The following is a 22,278-nucleotide window of genomic DNA, read 5'->3' as shown; positions in this document are numbered from 1 at the left end:
CATGACCGCAAAACACCGCGGCGCGCAGGCAGATGCCTCCGCGCCCGTCGGCGCCTTGCCGCCCGCGGCCGCAGCCAAACGCGTGGCCTGGCTGCGCGACGAGCTGGACCGCCACAACTACCAGTATTACGTGCTGGATGCGCCCACCGTTCCCGACTCGGAATACGACGCGCTGTTCAGCGAACTGCAGGCGCTGGAGCTCGAGCATCCCGAGCTGCAGACGCCGGACTCGCCCACCCAGCGCGTCGGCGGCGAGCCGCTGTCGGCGTTCGACTCGGTGCGGCACCGCGTGCCGATGCTGTCGCTCAACAATGCCTTCGCCGACGAAGACGTGCTGAACTTCGACCGCCGCTGCGCGCAAGGCCTGGGCCGCAGCGCGCCCGCGGCGGCCGAGGCCGACCTGTTCAGCGCCGCCGATGCGGTCGAATACGCCTGCGAACTGAAGTTCGACGGACTGGCCATGTCGCTGCGCTATGAGGATGGCCGCCTGGTGCAGGCCGCCACGCGCGGCGATGGCGAGACCGGCGAGGACGTCACCGTCAACGTGCGCACCATCAAGGCGATCCCGCTCAAGCTGCGCGGCCAGGCGCCCGCGGTGCTGGAAGTGCGCGGCGAGGTCTTCATGTTCCGGCGCGATTTCGACAAGCTCAACGCGCGCCAGGCCGAGGCCGGCGAAAAGACCTTCGTCAATCCGCGCAATGCCGCCGCCGGCAGCCTGCGCCAGCTCGATCCGCGCATCACCGCGAAGCGACCGCTGTCGTTCTTCGCCTATGGGCTGGGCGAACTGCAGGGCGTGGACCGGCCGCCGACCCACGGAGCCATGCTCGATGGCTTTGCCGCGCTGGGTTTGCCGGTGTGCAAGGACCGCGCGGTGGTGAAGGGCGCGCAGGGACTGCTCGATTTCTACCGCGATATCGGCAAGCGCCGCGACGACCTGCCGTACGACATCGACGGCGTGGTCTACAAGGTCAATGCGCTGGCCGAGCAGGAGCGGCTGGGCTTTGTCTCGCGCGCGCCGCGCTTTGCACTGGCGCACAAGTTCCCGGCGCAGGAGATGACCACCGTCGTCGAGGACATCGAGGTGCAGGTCGGCCGCACCGGCGCGATCACGCCGGTGGCGCGGCTCAAGCCGGTGTTCGTCGGCGGCGTGACCGTGACCAATGCCACGCTGCACAACGAGGACGAGATCCGCCGCAAGGACGTGCATATCGGCGACACTGTGATCGTGCGCCGCGCCGGCGACGTGATCCCCGAGGTGGTCGCCGTGGTGACCGAGCGCCGCCCGGCGGATGCCCGCGCCTTTGTGATGCCGACCGCCTGCCCGGTGTGCGGCTCGCATATCGAAAAGCTCGAGGACGAAGCCATTGCCCGTTGCACCGGCGGCCTGATCTGCGCGGCGCAGCGCAAGCAGTCGCTGCTGCATTTCGCGCAGCGGCGCGCCATGGATATCGAAGGCCTGGGCGACAAGCTGGTCGAGCAACTGGTCGACCACGGCATCGTGCGCACGCCGGCCGACCTGTACAAGCTCGGCGTGGCCAAGCTGGCCGCGCTGGAGCGCATGGCGGACAAATCGGCGGCCAACCTGGTCGCGGCGATCGACAAGTCGCGCGCGACCACCATGAACCGCTTTATCTTCGCGCTCGGCATCCGCCACGTGGGCGAAGCCACCGCCAAGGACCTGGCCAAACACTTCGGCAAGCTGGATGCGCTGATGGCGGCCGACGAAGCGGCGCTGCTCGAGGTCAACGATGTCGGGCCCGTGGTGGCGCAGTCGATCGCCAACTTCCTGGCCGAGCCGCACAACGTCGAGGTCATCGAGCAACTGCGCGCCGCCGGCGTACACTGGGCGGAAAGCGAGCCGTTGGCGCGGGCCCCGGCGCCGCTGTCGGGCAAGACCTTTGTCCTGACCGGCACGCTGCCCACGCTGTCGCGCGAAGACGCCAAGGAACTGCTGGAAGCCGCCGGCGCCAAGGTGGCGGGGTCGGTCTCGAAGAAGACCGACTACGTGGTCGCCGGCGCCGAGGCCGGCAGCAAGCTCGACAAGGCCGAGGCGCTGGGCGTGCCGGTGCTGGACGAGGCGGGCATGCTCGCGCTGCTGGCTGAAGTGGGCGCGGCGCCAGCCCAAGACTAACCGGGGGACACGAGATGATCCGCGAGATTCTCAAGATGGGCGATCCGCGCCTGCTGCAGGTGGCGCGGCCGGTGGAGCGCTTCAACACGCCGGAGCTGCGCACGCTGATCGAAGACATGTTCGACACCATGGACCACGCCAACGGCGCGGGCCTGGCGGCGCCGCAGATCGGCGTGGACCTGCAGGTGGTGATCTTCGGCTTCGACCGCAACCCGCGCTATCCGGACGCGCCCACCGTGCCCAAGACCGTGCTGATCAACCCGGTGCTGGACATGCCGTCCGACGAGATGGAAGACGGCTGGGAGGGCTGCCTGTCGGTGCCGGGGCTGCGCGGCGTGGTGCCGCGGCACCTGCGGCTGAAGTACAGCGGCTACGACCTGATGGGCAACCGCATCGAACGCGTGGCCGAAGGCTTCCATGCGCGCGTGGTGCAGCATGAGTGCGACCATTTGCAGGGCATCCTCTATCCGATGCGCATCAGGGATTTCCGGCAGTTCGGGTTTACCGAGGTGCTGTTTCCGGATCTGCCGGCGAACAGCGACGACTGACGGCGACGCCAATTCACATGCGGCAGGTTTGCTCATCTCCCGCCTGCGGGGGAGGGGCAGGGGGTGAGGGCAGGCGCTTGACAAGCATCGTAGCGCTTCACTTCGTGGCAGCTCCGGCCCTCACCCCAACCCTCTCCCGCGAGCGGGAGAGGGAGCACGCAAGCGGTACGGGATGAGGTTGTGGCTATTTGCCACGACTCCTAAAAAAAAGCGGCCATCCCGGCCGCTTTTTCACATCAGAACTTCTCGAACTGCCCCAGGAACCGCCACTTGCCCGGCGGCAAGTCGCCCAGCACCACACGCCCCATGCGCACGCGCTTGAGGCCCACCACCTGCAGCCCGACCTGTTCGCACATGCGGCGGATCTGGCGCTTGCGGCCTTCGCGCAGCACAAAGCGCAGCTGCTCTTCGTTCTGCCAGCTGACCTTGGCGGGCTTGAGCGGGACGCCGTCGAGCGACAGGCCGTGGCGCAGCAGTTCCAGGTCATCGGCGGGGAATTCCGCGCTGATGTTGCGCTCGACCGGACCTTGCGGCGAGTGCCAGACCACGCGCACCAGGTATTCCTTCTCGACATTCGAATCCTCGCCGATCAGCGCGCGCGCGACGCGGCCGTCCTGCGTCAGCACCAGCAGGCCGGTGGAGTCGATATCGAGGCGGCCCGCGGGTGCCAGGTTCTTGCGCTGCCACGGCGCAAAACGCTTGCGCGTGGGGTCGCCTTCCCACTGGTTCTCGGGGGTAAACAGTGCCGCGGCGGGCTCGTAGCCGTCCTCGGCCTGGCCCGAAACATAGCCCACCGGCTTGTTCAGCAGCACGGTGACGCGCTCGCCTTGCTCGGAGCGCGCTTCCTGCAGGATCTCGATCTCGGCGTCGGGGCGGATGCGGCTGCCGAGTTCGGTCACGGGCTTGCCGTCGACCAGCACCCAGCCGCGCGGGATCCATTCGTCGGCCTCGCGGCGCGAGCACAGGCCAAGCTCGGACATGCGCTTGGACAGGCGTACCAGGCCGTCGTCGTGACTGGATTCGTCGCGCTGCGCCGATGCCGTTTCGCGGCGCGGAGCGGGCGTTTGCGGGCGGGCCGGGCCAGCGGTGCGGATGCGGTCGGCCGCATCGCTGAAGCGGCGCGCCGGCGCCGTGCCCTCGCGGCGGCGCTCGCCCGACGGCGCGGGGCGAGGGCGCCTGTCGTCGCCCTCGAAGCGGCGCGGGCGGTTGTCGTCATCGCCGAAGCGGCGCGGCGGGCGCGCTTCGCCTTCGAAACGGCGCGGACGGGCCTCCCCGCGATCGTCGCCAGTGCGGCGCGGGCGGTTGTCGTCGTCGCCTAAACGTCGGGGCGGACGCGACTCGCTGCCTTCGAAGCGGCGCGGACGGGCTTCGCCGCGGTCGTCGCCAGGGCGGCGCGGGCGGTTGTCATCGTTGCCAAAGCGTCGCGGCGGGCGCGCTTCGCCGCCTTCGAAGCGGCGCGGACGGGTTTCGCCGCGGTCGTCGCCGGTGCGGCGCGGGCGGTTGTCATCGTTGCCAAAGCGTCGCGGCGGGCGCGACTCGCTGCCTTCGAAACGGCGCGGACGGGCCTCCCCGCGATCGTCGCCGGTGCGGCGCGGGCGGTTGTCATCGTCGCCAAAGCGTCGCGGCGGGCGCGCTTCGCCGCCTTCGAAGCGGCGCGGACGGGCCTCCCCGCGATCGTCGCCAGTGCGGCGCGGGCGGTTGTCATCGTCGCCAAAGCGTCGCGGCGGGCGCGCTTCACCTTCGAAACGGCGCGGACGGGCTTCGCCGCGATCGTCGCCAGTACGGCGCGGGCGGTTGTCATCGTCGCCAAAGCGTCGCGGCGGGCGCGCTTCGCCGCCTTCGAAACGGCGCGGACGGGCTTCGCCGCGATCGTCGCCATAGCGGCGCGGACGGTTGTCGTCATCGCCGAAGCGGCGCGGGCGCGCTTCGCCACCTTCCGGGCGGCGCGGGCGTGCCTGGCGTTCGGCGTCAGCGGGGCGCGGCGCGCGCGGCTTGCGCGGCTGGCCCTGCCCTTCCCCCTGGGCCGCGCCGCTGCCGGTCTTGCCGCCGGCACGATGCTGGGCGCGCTTGATCCCTTCGGAAACGGCCTGTACGCGCTTGCGATTCAGGTCGGACACGCGCACGGGGCGGGTGCCGGTCTTGCGCGCGGCCGTGCCGGTATCGCTGGCGGCCTTGATGCCTAGCGTCTTGCGCTTCGGCGAATTGCTGTCGGTCATAGGTTGATGCTGGCCCGCCGCCTCATATCGCGAGGGCGGCGAGCAAGTCCTGTTCAAGCTGAATCTGCAATCGGTTGTCGGCGGCCAGGCGGCTGCCGTCGACCAGGAACACGTCTTCGACGCGTTCGCCCAGGGTGTTGATGCGTGCCGTGTGCACGGACACGCGATGCCGTGCCAGTACGCGGGCGATGGCGTACAGCAGGCCGGTGCGGTCGTTGGCGGACAGCGACAGCAGGTAATACTGCCCGCGCTCGTCCGGGCGCAGGTCGACGCGCGGCTTGATCGGGAAGCTGCGCGACTGGCGCGACAGCCGTCCCTGCGTGGGCTCGGGCAGCGCGCCTTGCAGGCGCAGCCGCTCGCACAGTTCGTGCTCCACCAGCGCAATGATGTCGCGGTAGTTGCCGCCGTCGCCGGCCATGCCGGGATCGGTGACCTGGAACGTATCGAGCGCGTAGCCGTGGCGCGTAGTGTGGATCTTGGCGTCCTGGATCGAGAACGCCTTGCGCTCAAAATAGCCGCAGATGCGCGCGAACAGGTCGGGCTGGTCCTTGATGTAGACCGCCACCTGCAGGCCTTCGCCGGCCGGCGACACGCGCGCCTTGACCACCGGCACGGGACTGTCCACCTTGTTGTACAGGTGGCGCGTCAGCCAGGCGATATCGTGCGAATCGTGGCGCAGGAAGAAGGCCACGTCCAGCTGCGCCCACAGCGACTTGCCCAGCGCCGGGTCGAAGGCCTTCAGGCGCAGTTCCGAGATGGTGTCTGCCTTGCGCTGCGACCACAGCGAGTGCGAATCGACGCGCGCGCCGCCCAGCACGCGCAGCGTGATGTGGTAAAGGTCTTCCAGCAGCTTGCCCTTCCAGGCATTCCACACCTTGGGGCTGGTGCCACGGATATCGGCCACGGTCAGCAGGTAGAGCGCGGTCAGGTAGCGTTCGCTGCCGACCACCTCGGCAAAGGCATGGACCACATCCGGATCGGTCAGGTCTTGCTTCTGCGCGACGTGGCTCATGGTGAGGTGGTGCTCGACCAGCCAGCAGATCAGGTCGGCATCTTCGCGCGCAATGCCGTGCTGCTTGCAGAAGCGGCGCGCATCGACGGTGCCGAGCCGGGAATGGTCGCCGCCGCGGCCCTTGGCGATGTCATGGAACAGCGCCGCCACCCACAGCACCCAGGGCTTGTCGAAGCTGGCCATCAGCTGGCTGCAGAACGGGAACTCGTGAGTGTGCTCGACGATGGCGAAACGGCGCATGTTGCGCACCACCATCAGGATGTGCTGGTCCACGGTATAGACGTGGAACAGGTCGTGCTGCATCTGGCCGACGATGCGGCGGAAGTTGATCAGGTAGCGGCCCAGCACGCTGGTCTGGTTCATCAGTCGCAGCGCGTGGGTGATGCCCTGCGGCTCCTGCATGATGGCCAGGAACAGGCGGCGGTTCTCGGGGTCGTTGCGCCAGTGCACATTCATCACCGTGCGCGCGTTGTACAGACCGCGCAGCGTGCGCGGCGCCAGGCCCTTCACGCCGGGGGTGCGCTGGTACAGCAGGAAGGTTTCGAGGATGGCATGCGGATCGCGTTCGTACACGTCATCGCTGGTGATCTCCAGCATGCCCTGGCGCTCGACGAAGCGCTCGTTGAGCACGCGCGTCACCTGCGACTCGCTCGGGAACAGCATCGCCTCGATATTGAGCAGCAGCACGCTGTTGAGCTGGGTCACCGCCTTGGCGGCCCAGTAGTAGCGGCGCATCAGCTGCTCGCTGGCGCGCTTGTTGGCGTTCTGGCGGTAGCCGAAGGCCTCGGCCAGCGCGGTCTGCAGGTCGAACACCAGCACGTCCTGGCGGCGCCCGGCCACCAGGTGCAGGCGCGCGCGGATGATCTTCAGCAGGCGCTCGTTGCGGGCCAGCTCCTGGGCTTCGCGGCGCGTCAGCAGGCCCTTCTCGAACAACTCCTTCCAGCTGTCGCCGAGGCCCGCGGCCTTGGTCATCCACAGGATCACCTGCAGGTCGCGCAGGCCGCCCGGGCTCTCCTTGCAGTTGGGCTCGAGCGCGTAGGGCGTGTCCTGGTACTTGGCGTGGCGCTGGCGCATTTCCAGCAGCTTGGCCTGGAAGAACGCCGCCGGGTCCAGGTCCGCCTGGTAGCGGCTGCGCAGCGCCTCGAACAGCTTGCGGTTGCCGGTCAGCAGCCGTGCTTCCAGCAGCGAGGTCTGGATGGTCACGTCCTGGCGCGATTCGCGGATGCAGTCGTCCACCGTGCGCACGGCCGAGCCGATTTCCAGCCCCAGGTCCCAGCACAGCCCGATAAAGCGTTCCAGCTTGCCGGCGGTGTCCCGGTCGGGCTCGGCGGGCAGCAACAGCAGCACGTCGACGTCCGAGTACGGGAACAGTTCGCCGCGGCCGTAGCCGCCCACCGCCACCAGCGCCGCGTCCGCGGGCATGGCCAGCCCGCGCCAGGCCTCGCTCAGCGCGGCATCGACGGCGCGGCGCAGCCGCGTGGTCAGCGTGGCGGCGTTGGCGCTGGCGTTGAAGTCCGCAAACAGCGCCTGCTTGTCGGCTTTGAGCTGGTCGCGCACGCGCGCGGCCAGCAGCAGTTCCGGCGTGGTGTCCATGGAGGTGGCGGGATGGTTCGTGGGCACGGCTGGAAAAAGAAGGGCGCCCGGTCAGGCGCCCTGGCTTCTGCGCGGCGTCAGGCCGCCACGGAATCGGTAATAAAAGCCGGTGGCGCCGGGGTGCCGGCGGACACCGTCAGCACCTCGTAGCCGGTCTCGGTGACCAGCACCGTGTGCTCCCACTGCGCCGACAGGCTGCGGTCGCGGGTCTTCACGGTCCACTGGTCGGGCATGGTGCGGATATCGCGCTTGCCGGCGTTGATCATCGGCTCCACGGTGAAGATCATGCCGGCCTTGATCTCGGCGCCGGTGCCGGGGCGGCCATAGTGCAGGATCTGCGGGTCTTCATGGAAGTTCTTGCCGATGCCATGGCCGCAGTACTCGCGCACCACGCTGTAGCCGGCGGCTTCGGCGTGCACCTGGATGGCGTGGCCGATATCGCCCAGGCGCGCGCCATGGCGCACTTGCGCGATGCCCTTCCACATGCATTCATACGTCACCTGCGCCAGGCGTTTGGCCAGGATCGAGCCCTCGCCGACGATGAACATGCGGCTGGTGTCGCCGTAGTACCCGTCCTTGGTGATGACGGTGATGTCCAGGTTGACGGCGTCGCCGCTCTTGAGCACGCGGTCGCCCGGAATGCCGTGGCAGATCACGTCGTTGACCGAAGTGCAGATCGCGCCGGGGAAGGGCGGGTAGCCCGGAGGCGCATAATTCAGCGGCGCCGGCACCGTGCCCTGCACGTCGCGCATGTAGGCGTGGCACAGGCGGTCGAGTTCGCCGGTGGTGACGCCGGGTTGCACGAAAGGCGTGATGTAGTCGAGGACTTCGGAGGCAAGGCGGCAAGCCACGCGCATGTGGGCGATGTCTTCGGCGGTGTTCAGGTAAATGCTCATGCTGCGTCGCCAGAAAAAGTGATGACGGGGCCACTGGCCACGCCCGAATCGATGGATCAAAGTGGGATTATCGCACCATCGAGGCCGGATCGCAGCCTGTTCCCGCCGCCCGGGGCCAGGGCGCCAGGGGCGGAAGAGGCCGGGGGCGGCTTGAGCCAGCGGCATTTTTGTTGCTACAATAGCGGGCTGATCTGGTTGCGCCGCAGCAATTGCGCCGGCCGGTTCGGTTATTTGGCAGGGCTTTTCCTGCCGCTTGAAATCGCTGGCCCGCCTATCCGGGGTGTTCCTTTTCAGGAATGTCGGGGCGGGCTTCAGACCTAACCCTTTGGAGATTTACATGTCCGTCACCATGCGCGAAATGCTGGAAGCCGGTTGCCACTTCGGCCACCAGACCCGCTTCTGGAACCCGAAGATGGCCCCCTTCATCTTCGGCCATCGCAACAAGATCCACATCATCAACCTCGAAAAGACGCTGCCGATGTTCCAGGACGCCATGAAGTACGTGCGTCAGCTGGCAGCCAATCGCGGCACCATCCTTTTCGTGGGCACCAAGCGCCAGTCGCGCGAAATCCTGGCTGAAGAAGCTGGCCGTGCCGGCATGCCCTACGTCGACGCCCGCTGGCTCGGCGGCATGCTGACCAACTTCAAGACGGTCAAGATCTCGATCAAGCGCCTGAAGGACATGGAAGCCGCCAAGGAAGCCGGCGCGCTGGAAACCATGAGCAAGAAGGAAGCGCTGATGTTCGAGCGCGAGATGATGAAGCTGGAGAAGTCGATCGGCGGCATCAAGGACATGGGCGGCGTGCCTGACGCGATCTTCGTGGTCGACGTCGGCTACCACAAGATTGCCGTGACCGAAGCCAACAAGCTGGGCATCCCCGTGATCGGCGTGGTCGATACCAACCACTCGCCGGAAGGCATCGATTACGTGATCCCGGGCAACGATGACTCGAGCAAGGCCGTGGCCCTGTACGTGCGCGGCGTGGCTGACGCCATCCTGGAAGGCCGTGCCAACGCCGTGCAGGAAGTCGTTGAAGCCGCCCGCGGCGACGACGAATTCGTCGAAGTGCAGGAAGGCTGATCGCCCCGCGCCCCGCTGCCGGAAAGGAAACCCTAGCGCGCATCGTCACCAGACCGACAAGCAACGCTTGCCGCCCGCCACCGCGGGCTGCGCGCAAGGCCAAAGCCGGGGGACGCCGGCAGCCGGCAGGAAGGGCAATAGAAGGGGGCACATCTGGCGCCCCCTTTTTTTGAATGTTGAATTGTTGTCATCCGCCGCAGGCAGCATCTGTCGCGGGTGCGCTGTAGACCCACCGACCGGGTGCCGCGGGCGACTGCCGGCAGCCGGCGCGAACCATTCAAGGAGTGACAAATGGCGGCAATTACCGCAAGCATGGTTGCAGAACTGCGCGCGAAGACCGACGCGCCGATGATGGAATGCAAGAAGGCCCTGACCGAGGCCGACGGCGACCTGAACAAGGCCGAAGAGCTGCTGCGCGTCAAGCTGGGCAACAAGGCCAGCAAGGCCGCCTCGCGCGTGACCGCCGAAGGCGTGGTCGCTTCGTTCATCGATGGCACCACCGGCGTGCTGGTCGAACTGAACTGCGAGACCGATTTCGTCTCCAAGAACGACGACTTCCTGGCCTTCTCGGCCAAGGTCGCCGAACTGATCGCCAAGCAGAACCCGGCCGACGTGGCCGCGCTGTCGGCGCTGGAAATCGACGGCGTCAGCGTTGAAGCGACCCGTACCGCGCTGATCGGCAAGATCGGCGAGAACCTGACGATCCGCCGCTTTGTCCGCTACGCCAATGGCGGCAAGCTGGTTTCGTACCTGCACGGCACCCGCATCGGCGTGATGGTCGAGTTCGACGGCGACGAAGCCGCCGCCAAGGACGTCGCCATGCACGTGGCCGCGATGAAGCCGGTGTCGCTGTCGGCCGAGCAGGTCCCCGCCGACCTGATCGCCAAGGAGCGCAGCATCGCCGAGCAGAAGGCTGCCGAGTCGGGCAAGCCGGCCGAGATCGTCGCCAAGATGGTCGAGGGTTCGGTGCAGAAGTACCTGAAGGAAGTCTCGCTGTTCAACCAGCCGTTCGTGAAGAACGACAAGCAGACCGTCGAGCAGATGCTGAAGGCCGCCAACACGACCGTGAAGGGCTTCACCCTCTACGTCGTGGGCGAAGGCATCGAGAAGAAGCAGGACGACTTCGCCGCTGAAGTGGCCGCCCAGGTGGCCGCTGCCCAGAAGGGCTGAGGTCCGGGGCGCCGCGGACTGCCCGTCGGGGCGGGTCCGGGCGCCTATAATGCCGCAGGGGCGCCGCAAGGTGCCCCTCTGCATAAGTAGTGCAGCGCGGCGCAGCCGGCGTTGCACTGCAACAGTCCGTTTCCGCGGTGGTCCGGTCCAGGCCGGGGCACCCCGAAAACCGGCTTTCTCCTGCCGGCGGCACCATGACCCGTGCCGCCGGTGCCAAAACATACGTCCCAGTATCGTCTCAACCGAGCGAACTGCTCCTGTCCGAGGGTGAACATGCCAGCCTACAAGCGCGTCCTTCTGAAACTGTCCGGTGAAGCCCTGATGGGCGACGATGCCTTCGGCATCAACCGCTCCACCATCGAGGCGATGGTGAACGACATTGCCGAGATCGTGAAGCTCGGCGTGCAGGTGGCGGTGGTGATCGGCGGCGGCAACATCTTCCGCGGCGTCGCGGGCGGTGCGGCCGGCATGGATCGCGCGACCGCCGACTACATGGGCATGCTGGCCACCATGATGAATGCGCTGGCGCTGCAGGACGCAATGCGCCACGCCAATATCGAAGGCCGCGTGCAGTCGGCGCTGCGCATGGACCAGGTGGTCGAGCCCTATATCCGCCCGCGCGCGATCCGCCAGCTGGAAGAGGGCAAGGTGGTGATCTTCGCCGCCGGCACCGGCAATCCCTTCTTCACCACCGACACCGCGGCCGCGCTGCGCGGCTCCGAGATCGGCGCCGAGATCGTGCTGAAGGCGACCAAGGTCGACGGCGTGTACACCGCCGACCCGAAGAAGGATCCCAGCGCCACGCGCTACACCACCATCAGCTTCGACGAGGCCATCTCGCGCAACCTGCAGGTGATGGACGCCACCGCCTTTGCGCTGTGCCGCGACCAGAAGCTGCCGATCAAGGTGTTCTCGATCGTGAAGCCCGGCGCGCTCAAGCGCGTCATCCTGGGCGAGGACGAGGGTACCCTGGTGCATGTGTGAGTCCGATAACGGATGCCGCGCCGCGGCGCTGGTATCCGGCCGGGCAAAGAGTAGAATGATTCATTTTCGATCCCCACCAGAGGGGATCTTGGTTGGCTGATTTCCGGAGGTAAAAATGAGCGTCGCCGACACAAAGAAGAGCGCCGAGCAGAAAATGCAGAAGTCGATCGAAGCCTTCAAGGCCGATCTGGCTAAGATCCGCACCGGCCGTGCCCATACCGGCCTGCTCGACCACGTTCAGGTGGATTACTACGGCTCGATGGTGCCGATCAGTCAGGTGGCAGCGATCGGCCTGGCCGATGCCCGTACCATCACGGTGCAGCCGTGGGAAAAGAAAATGGTGGGCGCGGTCGAGAAGGCGATCCGCGATTGCGACCTGGGCCTGAATCCGGCCACCATGGGCGAAGTGATCCGTGTGCCGATGCCGGCACTGACCGAAGAGCGCCGCAAGGAGCTGACCAAGGTCGTGAAGGGCGAGGCCGAGGGTGCCAAGGTGGCGGTGCGCAACCTGCGCCGCGATGCCAACGAGCAGTTCAAGAAGCTGGTCAAGGACAAGACCATTTCCGAAGACGACGAGCGCCGCGGCCAGGACGAGGTGCAGAAACTGACCGACAAGTACGTGGCCGAGATCGACAAGATGGTCGCCGAAAAAGAGAAGGAGATCATGACGGTCTGACGCCCGTCCCGGCCTTGCCGGGACTGTCAGCGGCCGTCTCACGCCCATGCAGCACATCAGCTCGACGCTTGCCGTACCCGATACATCCTACGTGCCCAGGCACCTTGCCATCATCATGGACGGCAACGGCCGCTGGGCGACCCAGCGGCATCTGCCGCGCGTGGCGGGGCACAGCCGGGGGCTGGACGCTGTGCGCGCGGTGGTGGAAGCCTGCGCCGCCCGGGGCGTGCAGTACCTGACGCTGTTCGCGTTCAGCTCCGAGAACTGGCGCCGTCCGGCGGACGAGGTCACGTTCCTGATGCGGCTGTTCATGATGTCGCTGCGGCGCGAAGTGGTGAAGATGCACGCCAACAACATCCGGCTGCGGGTGGTGGGTGACCTGAGCCGCTTCAGCCCGCGCATCCAGCGGCTGATCCGCGATGCCGAGGCGCGCACCGCCGGCAATACCGGCCTGACCGTCACCATCGCCGCCAACTACGGCGGGCGCTGGGACCTGCTGCAGGCCATGCGCAAGATGCTGGCGCGCTCGCCCATGCTCGATCCCGAAACCATCGACGAATCGATGCTGGCACCACACCTGGCCATGGCCTATGCGCCGGAGCCGGACCTGTTCATCCGTACCGGCGGCGAACAGCGCATCAGCAATTTCCTGCTGTGGCAGCTCGCCTATTCCGAGCTGTACTTCACCGACGTCTACTGGCCGGATTTCGACGCCGCGGAACTCGACAAGGCCTTTGCCTCGTACCGCCAGCGCGAACGCCGCTTCGGCCGCACCAGCGCGCAGCTGGTCGCGCCGGGACTTTCGGGTACCGCCTGAGACCGGCTACTCCAACCTTTCACGGGACCGCAGCGCATGCTCCTCACCCGCGTCATCACCGCCCTGTGCCTGTTGCTGCTGATCCTGCCGATCCTGTTCCTGGCGCCGCCGGCGGGCCTGGCGGGACTGCTCGGCGTGATCGTGCTGCTGGCCGGCTGGGAATTCGGCCGCCTGATCGGACTGCGCGGGCCGTGGCCCTATGTCTATGCGCTGGCCTGCCTGATCGCCACCATCACCTGGCATGACCTGCCGCTGCGCCACGCCACGACTTGGCTGCTGGAGGCCGCGGTAGTGTGCTGGGGCGTGGCGGTGGTGCTGCTGGCGCGCGGCGTGCGCACCGCCACCCCGGCCTTCACGGCGCTGGGCGTGGTGCTGGGGCTGGTGATGCTGCCCGCGTTTGCCCATGCCACCATGATCCTGCGCGGCGCCGGCATCGGCGTGCTGCTGACCGCCGCCGTGCTGGTATGGGCCGCCGATATCGGCGCGTATTTCACCGGCAAGGCGATCGGCCGGCGCAAGCTGGCGCCCGGGATCAGCCCGGGCAAGTCCTGGGAGGGCGCCATTGGCGGCTGGGTGCTGGCGCTGGCGATCGGCCTCGCGCTGGCCGCCACCCACGCCTTTGCCCCGACCTGGTTTTCCGCGATGGGCGACCGCGGCGGCCTCGGCTTCGTCGCGGCGCTGACCACGCTGCTGGTTGCGGCGAGCGTGGTGGGCGACCTGTTCGAATCCCTGCTCAAGCGCCAGGTCGGCAAGAAGGACAGCAGCCGGCTGCTGCCTGGCCACGGTGGCGTGCTGGACCGCATCGACGCCTTGCTGCCGGTATTCCCGCTGGCCGCCCTGATGCTGATTTTTCTCTGAAGCCGTCTGCCATGCATCGCATCACTATCCTGGGCGCCACCGGCTCCATCGGAGAAAGCACGCTCGACGTGATCCGGCGCCATCCCGGCCGTTACGCGGCGCATGCGCTCAGCGCCCATCGACAGGTGCGCAAGCTGGCCGACCAGTGCATTGAATTTCGCCCGGCGCGCGCCGTGGTGGGAACGGCCGCGGCGGCGCAGGAACTGGAAACGCTGCTGCGTGCTGCGGGCGTGGCCACCGAGGTCAGCTACGGCGAAGCTGCGCTGGAATCCATCGCCGCCGATGCGCAGGTCGATGCGGTGATGGCCGCGATCGTCGGCGCGGCGGGCCTGCGCCCGACGCTGGCCGCGGCGCGCGCCGGCAAGCGCGTGCTGCTGGCCAACAAGGAAGCGCTGGTGATGTCCGGCCGCATCTTCATGGATGCGGTGCGCGAGCACGGCGCCACGCTGCTGCCGATCGACAGCGAGCACAACGCCATCTTCCAGTGCCTGCCCGCCGACGACCCGCGCTATGGCCGCGGCGTGGCCAAGGTGCTGCTGACCGCCTCGGGCGGGCCGTTCCGCACGCGCGACCCGGCCACGCTGCACGATATCTCGCCCGACCAGGCCTGCGCCCATCCCAACTGGGTCATGGGCCGCAAGATCTCGGTGGACTCGGCCACCATGATGAACAAGGGACTCGAGGTGATCGAGGCGCATTGGCTGTTCGGTGCCCCGGCCGAGCGCATCGAGGTGCTGATCCACCCGCAGAGCATCGTGCATTCGATGGTGGCCTATGCCGATGGCTCGGTGCTGGCGCAACTCGGCAACCCGGACATGCGCACGCCGATTGCCTATGGCCTGGCCTACCCGGAACGGATCGACGCGGGCGTGACCCCGCTCGACCTGACCAGCGCCGGCGGGCTGCATTTCGAAAAGCCGGACCTGGTCCGGTTCCCGTGCCTGGGACTGGCCTTCGACGCGTTGCAGGCGGCGGGGGTGGCGCCGGCGGTGCTCAATGCCGCCAATGAAGTGGCGGTTGAGGCATTCCTCGCCGGTCAGGTTCGCTTTACCGATATCGCCGGCATCGTGCGCCAGGTGCTGGAACAGGCACCGAGCGGACCCGCCGATACGCTCGAGGCCGTGCTGTCGGCCGACGCGCTGGCGCGCGCGGCGGCCAGGGTCGCCGTAGCCGCACGGGCCACCGCCCGCTGATGCGGCGGGGCGGTCTGCCGCATCTGCGACAATAACGGCTGCGCCGGCCGCTCCCCGCGGACCGCGCATGCCGCCCCAGCGATCTTACCGACGTCCCGCACCATGCAAACCGTACTCGCTTTCATCGTTGCCCTGTGCGTGCTGATCTACGTGCACGAAATGGGTCACTACCTGGCCGCGCGCGCCTGCGGCGTGAAGGTGCTGCGTTTTTCCATCGGCTTCGGGCGGCCGCTGCTGCGCTGGATCTCCAAAAGCCGCGACCGCACCGAGTGGACGGTGGCGGCCATCCCGCTGGGTGGCTACGTCAAGATGCTCGACGAGCGCGAACTGGATCCCGCGCGCGACGCCCCCATCGACGCGGCCGACCTGCCGCGTGCCTTCAACCGCCAGCCGGTGGGCAAGCGCTTTGCGATCGTCGCGGCCGGTCCGCTGGCAAACTTCGCGCTGGCGATCGTGCTGTATTTCGCGCTGTTCGCCGGCGGCATGCGCGAGCCCGCGCCCGTGGTGGCGGCGCCCGCGGCCGGCACCATGGCGGCGCAGGCCGGCGTGCGCGAGGGCGACCGGGTCTTGTCCCTGACCGCCAACGACCACACCGAGCCGGTCCGCTCCTGGAACGACCTGCGCATGGCGGTGTTTGCCGAAGGCTTCGGCGATGCGCGCGCGGTGCTGCGCGTGCGCGGTGCCGACGGCGCCGAGCGCGATGTCACGCTGCCGCGCCTGCCCAATACCGGCGGCAATCCCGAGCAGGATCCGCTGGCCACGCTGGGCCTGAACCTGAAGGGCGGGCCGGTGACGATCACCGAGGTGCTGCCGGATTCGGCGGCGGAACGCGCCGGGCTGCGCAAGGGCGACCGCATCGTGGCCTGGCAGGGCAGTCCGCTGACGCAGGCCAGCGCCCTGATCAAGGCGGTGCGCAGCCAGCCGGGGCAGGCCGTGACGCTCGGCATCGAGCGCAATGGCCAGCGCCTGGAGGTGCCGGTCACGCTCGACACCGCCGCGGCGCGCGACGGCGCCAAGGACGCCAGCGGCGCCAGCGCGGCGCCTTCCGGCAAGCTGGGCGCGGCGCTCAGCCAGGCGGTGCAGATGGAGACCGTGCGCTACCAGCCGGGCGAGGCGCTGGCACGCGCGGTGGGGCAGGTCTGGGACACCAGCGCGCTGTCGCTCAAGCTGCTGGGCAAGATGCTGGTGGGGCAGGCTTCGCTGCAGAACCTGAGCGGACCGCTGACCGTGGCGGACTACGCCGGGCGTGCCGCAAACCTCGGCATACAAGCCTTTGTCAGCTTCCTGGCGCTGGTCAGCGTTAGTCTCGGCGTACTCAATTTGTTACCCATTCCGGTTCTGGATGGGGGGCATTTGCTGTATTATTGCGTGGAATTTTTGACTGGCCGGCCCGTCCCAGACCACTGGCAGGCAATGCTGCAGAAGGTTGGCATTGCTTGCATCTTGCTCCTGACTTCGCTCGCTTTGTTCAATGACGTCAGCCGAATGTTTCTGGCGAACGGCTAGAAACGTGTGTCGGCAAGGGGTGGTGGTGTCGTCGGACACCGTCGCCGGGGACGCCATTTGCCAGGCGCAGTCCAATGAGGCATCGGAGCGCAATCCTGGATGGAATCAAAGAGGGGATCAACATTGATCAGACATAAGCGCATTTCGCTGGGCTTGCTGGCGAGTGCCGTTATTGCAGCCTGGAGCCCGGCGGGCTGGGCTGCCGATCCGTTCGTCGTCAGGGACATCCGCGTTGAGGGACTGCAACGCGTCGAACCGGGTACCGTGTTTGGCTACCTGCCGGTGCGGGTCGGGGAAACCTTCACCGATGACAAGGGCGCCGACGCCATCCGTGCCCTCTACAATACCGGCTTCTTCAAGGACGTGCAGATCCGCGCCGAGGAAGGCGTGCTGGTGGTGCAGGTCGAAGAGCGCCCGGCGATTTCGCAGCTCGAGTTCGTCGGCATCAAGGAATTCGACAAGGACACGCTGCGCCGCTCGCTGCGCGCGGTCGGCGTGGCCGAGGCCCGCTACTACGACAAGGCACTGATCGACAAGGCCGAGCAGGAGCTCAAGCGCCAGTACGTCGCGCGCGGCTACTATGCCGCCGACGTGCAGACCACGATCACGCCGGTGGACCGCAACCGCGTCTCGGTGGTGTTCAACGTCGACGAGGGTCCGGTCGCCAAGATCCGCCAGATCAATATCGTCGGCAACAAGGCGTTCAAGGAAAGCACGCTGCGCGACGAGATGCAGCTGTCCACCCCCAACTGGCTGTCGTGGTACACCAAGAACGACCTGTACTCGAAGCAGAAGCTGACCGCCGACCTGGAAGCGCTGCGCTCGTACTACCTGAACCGCGGCTACCTGGAATTCGCCATCGAATCGACCCAGGTTTCCATCACGCCTGACAAGAAAGACATCTTCCTGACGCTGAACATCAAGGAAGGCGACCAGTACAAGGTGTCCGAGGTGCGCCTGGCGGGCGAACTGCTGGGCAAGCAGGAGGAAATGGAAAAGCTGCTGCAGCTGAAGAAGGGCGATATTTTCTCGTCCGAGAAGCTGACGCAGAGCACCAAGGCCATTACCGACCTGCTCGGCACCTATGGCTACGCGTTCACCACCATCAACCCGCAACCGCAGATCGACAAGGAAAAGCGAGAAGTCGCGCTGACCCTGATGGTCGATCCGGGCCGCCGCGTCTACGTGCGCCGCGTCAACGTGGTGGGCAACAGCAAGACCCGCGACGAAGTGGTGCGGCGCGAGATGCGCCAGATGGAAAGCTCGTGGTTCGACAGCGAAAAGCTGACGCAGTCGCAGGCGCGTATCAACCGTACCGGCTACTTCACCGACACCAACATCACCACCGAGGACGTGCCCGGCGCGCCCGACCAGGTCGATGTCAATGTCAACGTGACCGAAAAGCCGACCGGCCAGATCAGCCTGGGCGTGGGCTTCTCGTCCACCGACAAGCTGGTGCTGCAGGCCGGCCTGCGCCAGGACAACGTGTTCGGCTCGGGCACCAGCCTGGGCCTGGACGTGAACACCGCCAAGTCGTTCCGTACCATCGCGCTGACGCAGTACGACCCGTACTTCACGGTGGACGGCATCAGCCGCTCGACCGATATCTACTACCGTACCTCGCGCCCGCTGTACTACACCGGCGACCAGGACTACAAGATCGTGTCGGCCGGCGGCGGCTTCAAGTTCGGCGTGCCGTTCTCGGAAGTCGACACCGTGTTCTTCGGCATCGGCTACGAACGCACCCAGGTGTACACGTCGGTCAACACCCCGACCCAGTACACCGACTGGCTCAACAAGATCGGCAAGAGCTCGGGCGACGGCATCAACAACTTCCCGTTCACGATCGGCTGGGCGCGCGACCGCCGCGACAGCGCGCTGGTCCCGACCAAGGGCCCGTACACCCAGGCCAACCTGGAAGTCGGCCTGCCGGGCGGCGATACGCAGTATTACCGCGCCAGCGTGCAGCAGCAGTACTTCTACCCGATCTCGAAGGCTTTCACCCTGGCGCTGAATGGTGAAGTCGCCTACGGCCACGGCTACGGCAACACGCCGTTCCCGGTGTTCAAGTACTTCTACGCGGGTGGTATCGGCTCGGTGCGTGGCTACCAGACCAGCACGCTGGGCCCCAAGGACCAGAACGGCAACCCGGTGGGCGGCGCCTCGAAGATGATCGGCAACGTCGAGTTCATCTTCCCGCTGCCGGGCTCCGGCGTGGACCGCACGCTGCGCCTGTTCACCTTCTTTGACTTCGGTAACGTCTATCAGGAAGGCCAGCCGCTGAGCTTCAGCGAACTGAAGTACTCGACCGGCTTCGGCATGTCGTGGCTGTCGCCCATCGGGCCGCTGAAGATCAGCATGGGCTTCCCGCTCAAGCGCGACGACAACGACAAGGTCCAGCGCTTCCAGTTCCAGATCGGCACGGCATTCTGATTCTGACAAAGGATCTGTTTTCATGACTACAACATTCAAACTGGTCAAGTCCCTGGGCGCCGCCGCGCTCGCCACCGCGGCGATCTGCGCCGCGATGCCGGCCTCGGCCCAGGAAGCGCGCATCGCCGCGGTCAATTCCGAACGCATCCTGCGCGATTCGCAGCCGGCCAAGGCGGCGCAGGTCAAGCTGGAGCAGGAGTTCTCCAAGCGCGATCGCGAACTGCAGGACATGGCGCAGAAGATCAAGGGCATGGCTGACAAGCTGGACAAGGACACGGCCGTGCTGGCCGACTCCGACCGCCAGCGCCGCCAGCGCGAAGTGGCCGATCTGGACCGCGAGTTCCAGCGCAAGCAGCGCGAATTCCGCGAGGACCTGAACCAGCGCCGCAACGAGGAGCTGGCCCAGGTGCTCGAGCGCGCCAACCGCGTGATCCGCCAGCTCGCCGAACAGCGCAAGTACGACCTGATCGTGCAGGAAGCCGTGTACGTGAATCCGCGCATCGATATCACCGACGACGTGATGAAGGTGCTGAACGCCGGCGGCAAGTAAGCCGCCGCCGCTTCGTTCGTTCCTTCGTTCGTTTTACCATCAGGAAGTACCGCCATGCAGACACCCACACTGGGTCAGCTCGCCACCGAGAACGGCGCGCAGGTTGTGGGTGACCCCGACCTGGCGATCACCGGCCTGGCCCCCCTGGACCAGGCCGGACCGGGCGAGCTCTCGTTCCTGTCGAACCCGCTCTACCTGCAGCAGGCGCTCGATGCGAATGCCGGCGCCGTGATCGTCTCGGCCGCCGACCTCGAGCGCGTGCGCGCCGAAGGCAAGGCCGACGGCCGCAACTGGCTGGTGGCGCGCAATCCCTACGTATGCTTTGCCCGCGTGGCGCAACGTTTCGACCGCGCCGCCAATAGCGATGCGCGCACCGGCATCGACGCGCGCGCCACCGTGGCGCCCGACGCGGTGGTGCCGGCCTCGTGCTACATCGGCCCCAACGTGGTCATCGAAGCCGGCGCGCGGCTGGGCGAGCGCGTGCGCATCCTGGCCAACGGCTATGTCGGCGCGCACGCCGAGATCGGTGACGATTCACTGCTGTATGCCAACGTATCGGTCTACCACCACTGCGTGGTCGGCGCGCGCGCCATCCTGCATAGCGGCGTGGTGATCGGCGCCGATGGCTTCGGCTTTGCGCCGGACATCAGCGCGACCGGCGTGGAATACGTGAAGATCCCGCAAACCGGGCGCGCGGTGCTGGGCAATGACGTCGAGGTTGGCGCCAATACCGCGATCGACCGCGGCGCGATGGCCGACACCGTGATCGAGGACGGCTGCAAGATCGACAACCAGGTCCAGATCGCGCACAACGTGCGGGTCGGCGCTCACACGGTGATCGCCGGCTGCGCCGCGGTGTCGGGCAGCACGCGCATCGGGCGCTTCTGCGTGATCGGCGGCGCGGCCAACTTTGCCGGCCACCTGACCATCGCCGACCGCACCACGGTGTCGGGCGGCACCTCGATCACCAAATCCATTACCAAGCCCGGCGGCCATTTCACCAGCGTGTTTCCGTTCCTGCCGCACGGCGAGTGGGAGCGCAACGCAGCCATCGTGCGCGGCCTGAGCAAGCTGCGCGAACGGGTGGTGGCGCTGGAACGCCGCCTGCGCGGCCAGGCCGCCGGGTCCCAACCCTCACAAGACTAAAGAGAAATCATCATGAGCGCGGCCGAAATCGATATCCGCAAGATCCTCAAGCTGCTGCCGCACCGGTACCCGTTCCTGCTGGTCGACCGCGTGCTGGAGTTCGAAGCGCAGAAGCGGATCAAGACCCTGAAGAACGTCACCATCAACGAGCCGTACTTCCAGGGCCATTTCCCCGAACAGCCGGTGATGCCGGGCGTGATGATCCTGGAAGCGCTGGCGCAGTCGGCCGGCCTGCTGACCTTTGGCGCCGACATGGAGCGCAAGGAAGGCGCGCTGTACTACTTCGTCGGCATCGACGGCGCGCGCTTCAAGCAGGTGGTGTACCCGGGCGACCAGCTGCACATGAACGTGACGGTCGAGCGCTATATCCGCGGCATCTGGAAGTTCAAGGCGTTCGCCACGGTCGACGACAAGGTGGCCTGCGAGGCGGAGCTGATGTGCACCGTGAAGCAGGCCGAGTGAGGCCGCGTACGGCCCGCGGCGCTGCCGCGGGCTGGCTGCCGTGCCCCTGCGCTGCCGCGCTTGAGGGGCAGACGGCCCGGACGGGAACCTTTGCCCGGCGCATTGGCCCATCCTTCACCAGACCCATCACAGGACAGTACGCATGACGCAAATCCACCCCACCGCACTGGTCGACCCGAAGGCAGAGCTGGCCGCCGACGTGAGTGTCGGCCCGTTCTCCATCGTCGGTCCCAACGTGCGGATCGGCAGCGGCACCCGGATCGGCTCGCATACGACGGTCGAAGGCCATACCACGATCGGCGAAGGCAACCAGATCGGTCCCTATGCGTCGGTCGGCGGCGTGCCGCAGGACATGAAATACCGCAACGAGCCGACCCGGCTCGAGATCGGCGACCGCAACACCATCCGCGAATTCACCACGATCCACACCGGCACGGTGCAGGACCGCGGCCTGACCAGCATCGGCAACGACAACTGGATCATGGCCTACGTCCATATCGCCCATGACTGCATGGTCGGCAACCACACCGTTTTTTCCAGCAACGCGCAGATCGCCGGCCACGTCGAGGTGGGCGACTGGGCCATCCTGGGCGGCATGAGCGGGGTGCACCAGTTCGTGCGCATCGGCGCCCACGCGATGCTCGGCGGCGCTTCGGCGCTGGTGCAGGACGTGCCGCCGTTCGTGATCGCCGCCAGCGACAAGAGCGGCAACAAGGCCACGCCGCATGGCGTCAACGTCGAAGGGCTGCGCCGCCGCGGCTTCGACGCCGGCCAGATCGCCGCGCTGCGCCAGGCCTACAAGCTGCTTTACAAGTCCGACCTCAGCTTCGACGAGGCGCGCAACGAGATTTCCGCATTGCTGGCCCAGGTGGACGCCGGCACCGCGGCGCCGCTGCAGGCCTTTGTCGACTTCCTTGCCGCCACCCAGCGCGGCATCGTGCGCTGAGACCGGACCCACATGGCAGACGCCGCGATTCGGAAGGACCTGCCCGCGGGCAACCGTAGC

At 67.2% G+C, this 22,278-nt stretch carries 18 protein-coding genes; 15 read left to right on the top strand and 3 right to left on the bottom strand.

Annotated features, from left to right (window positions below):
- Position 1 precedes the first annotated feature (1 nt).
- Together ligA and def are read left to right on the top strand one after the other, a co-directional pair.
- Complete coding sequence (ligA, locus tag ACOCMH_RS25550) at positions 2-2,131, top strand: NAD-dependent DNA ligase LigA (protein WP_427309780.1); 2,130 nt, start codon at positions 2-4, stop codon at positions 2,129-2,131.
- A gap of 14 nt (positions 2,132-2,145) precedes the next feature.
- Positions 2,146-2,679 carry a peptide deformylase gene (gene def, locus ACOCMH_RS25545; RefSeq protein WP_427309778.1) on the top strand — a complete coding sequence of 178 codons (534 nt, stop codon included), beginning with the start codon at positions 2,146-2,148 and terminating at the stop codon, positions 2,677-2,679.
- 236 nt (positions 2,680-2,915) lie between these two features.
- Here the strand turns inward: def and ACOCMH_RS25540 are convergent, their stop codons facing one another.
- The 3 genes from ACOCMH_RS25540 to map form a co-directional block, all read right to left on the bottom strand.
- On the bottom strand, positions 2,916-4,895 hold the full coding sequence (locus ACOCMH_RS25540; protein ID WP_427309776.1) for a pseudouridine synthase: 1,980 nt from the start codon (positions 4,893-4,895) through the stop codon (positions 2,916-2,918).
- 22 nt (positions 4,896-4,917) lie between these two features.
- Complete coding sequence (locus ACOCMH_RS25535) at positions 4,918-7,500, bottom strand: [protein-PII] uridylyltransferase (protein WP_427309774.1); 2,583 nt, start codon at positions 7,498-7,500, stop codon at positions 4,918-4,920.
- A gap of 77 nt (positions 7,501-7,577) precedes the next feature.
- The gene (map, locus tag ACOCMH_RS25530; protein ID WP_427309772.1) at positions 7,578-8,396 is read right to left on the bottom strand and encodes a type I methionyl aminopeptidase; all 819 of its coding nucleotides are present in this window, start codon (positions 8,394-8,396) and stop codon (positions 7,578-7,580) included.
- 337 nt (positions 8,397-8,733) lie between these two features.
- On the opposite strand from map, the gene rpsB reads away from it, so the two are divergent.
- The 13 genes from rpsB (at position 8,734) to lpxA (ending at position 22,218) form a co-directional block, all read left to right on the top strand.
- Complete coding sequence (gene rpsB, locus ACOCMH_RS25525) at positions 8,734-9,477, top strand: 30S ribosomal protein S2 (protein ID WP_116356606.1); 744 nt, start codon at positions 8,734-8,736, stop codon at positions 9,475-9,477.
- 291 nt (positions 9,478-9,768) lie between these two features.
- Positions 9,769-10,647, top strand: a complete 879-nt coding sequence (tsf, locus tag ACOCMH_RS25520; RefSeq protein WP_171517172.1) for a translation elongation factor Ts — start codon at positions 9,769-9,771, stop codon at positions 10,645-10,647.
- A 273-nt stretch (positions 10,648-10,920) separates the two neighbouring features.
- A complete protein-coding gene (gene pyrH, locus ACOCMH_RS25515; protein ID WP_012352952.1) occupies positions 10,921-11,631 on the top strand; it encodes a UMP kinase in 711 nt (236 codons plus the stop codon).
- A gap of 115 nt (positions 11,632-11,746) precedes the next feature.
- The gene (frr, locus tag ACOCMH_RS25510) at positions 11,747-12,307 is read left to right on the top strand and encodes a ribosome recycling factor (protein WP_115703368.1); all 561 of its coding nucleotides are present in this window, start codon (positions 11,747-11,749) and stop codon (positions 12,305-12,307) included.
- Between the two features lie 46 nt (positions 12,308-12,353).
- Positions 12,354-13,124, top strand: coding sequence for an isoprenyl transferase (locus ACOCMH_RS25505; RefSeq protein WP_171517170.1), 771 nt, complete (start codon positions 12,354-12,356; stop codon positions 13,122-13,124).
- Between the two features lie 36 nt (positions 13,125-13,160).
- On the top strand, positions 13,161-13,982 hold the full coding sequence (locus ACOCMH_RS25500; RefSeq protein ID WP_427309770.1) for a phosphatidate cytidylyltransferase: 822 nt from the start codon (positions 13,161-13,163) through the stop codon (positions 13,980-13,982).
- A gap of 11 nt (positions 13,983-13,993) precedes the next feature.
- Positions 13,994-15,175 carry a 1-deoxy-D-xylulose-5-phosphate reductoisomerase gene (gene ispC / locus ACOCMH_RS25495; protein WP_427309768.1) on the top strand — a complete coding sequence of 394 codons (1,182 nt, stop codon included), beginning with the start codon at positions 13,994-13,996 and terminating at the stop codon, positions 15,173-15,175.
- Between the two features lie 102 nt (positions 15,176-15,277).
- Positions 15,278-16,681: an RIP metalloprotease RseP gene (gene rseP, locus ACOCMH_RS25490; RefSeq protein ID WP_427309766.1), complete on the top strand. Its 1,404-nt coding sequence runs from the start codon at positions 15,278-15,280 to the stop codon at positions 16,679-16,681.
- A 99-nt stretch (positions 16,682-16,780) separates the two neighbouring features.
- Entirely contained in the window at positions 16,781-19,114 is a 2,334-nt protein-coding gene (gene bamA, locus ACOCMH_RS25485) for an outer membrane protein assembly factor BamA (RefSeq protein ID WP_171517166.1), read from the top strand.
- Between the two features lie 22 nt (positions 19,115-19,136).
- Positions 19,137-19,664: an OmpH family outer membrane protein gene (locus tag ACOCMH_RS25480; protein WP_171517165.1), complete on the top strand. Its 528-nt coding sequence runs from the start codon at positions 19,137-19,139 to the stop codon at positions 19,662-19,664.
- 54 nt (positions 19,665-19,718) lie between these two features.
- Positions 19,719-20,810, top strand: a complete 1,092-nt coding sequence (gene lpxD, locus ACOCMH_RS25475) for a UDP-3-O-(3-hydroxymyristoyl)glucosamine N-acyltransferase (RefSeq protein WP_427309765.1) — start codon at positions 19,719-19,721, stop codon at positions 20,808-20,810.
- 12 nt (positions 20,811-20,822) lie between these two features.
- Entirely contained in the window at positions 20,823-21,272 is a 450-nt protein-coding gene (fabZ, locus tag ACOCMH_RS25470) for a 3-hydroxyacyl-ACP dehydratase FabZ (RefSeq protein ID WP_010809590.1), read from the top strand.
- Between the two features lie 142 nt (positions 21,273-21,414).
- Positions 21,415-22,218, top strand: coding sequence for an acyl-ACP--UDP-N-acetylglucosamine O-acyltransferase (gene lpxA, locus ACOCMH_RS25465; RefSeq protein WP_427309762.1), 804 nt, complete (start codon positions 21,415-21,417; stop codon positions 22,216-22,218).
- The last annotated feature ends 60 nt before the right edge of the window (positions 22,219-22,278 follow it).

This window comes from Cupriavidus sp. H39, assembly GCF_050271075.1.
Taxonomy (GTDB): Bacteria; Pseudomonadota; Gammaproteobacteria; order Burkholderiales; family Burkholderiaceae; genus Cupriavidus; species Cupriavidus necator_B.
The sequence above is the reverse complement of the archived record's forward strand: the minus strand, read 5'-3'. Positions and strand labels throughout refer to the sequence as shown.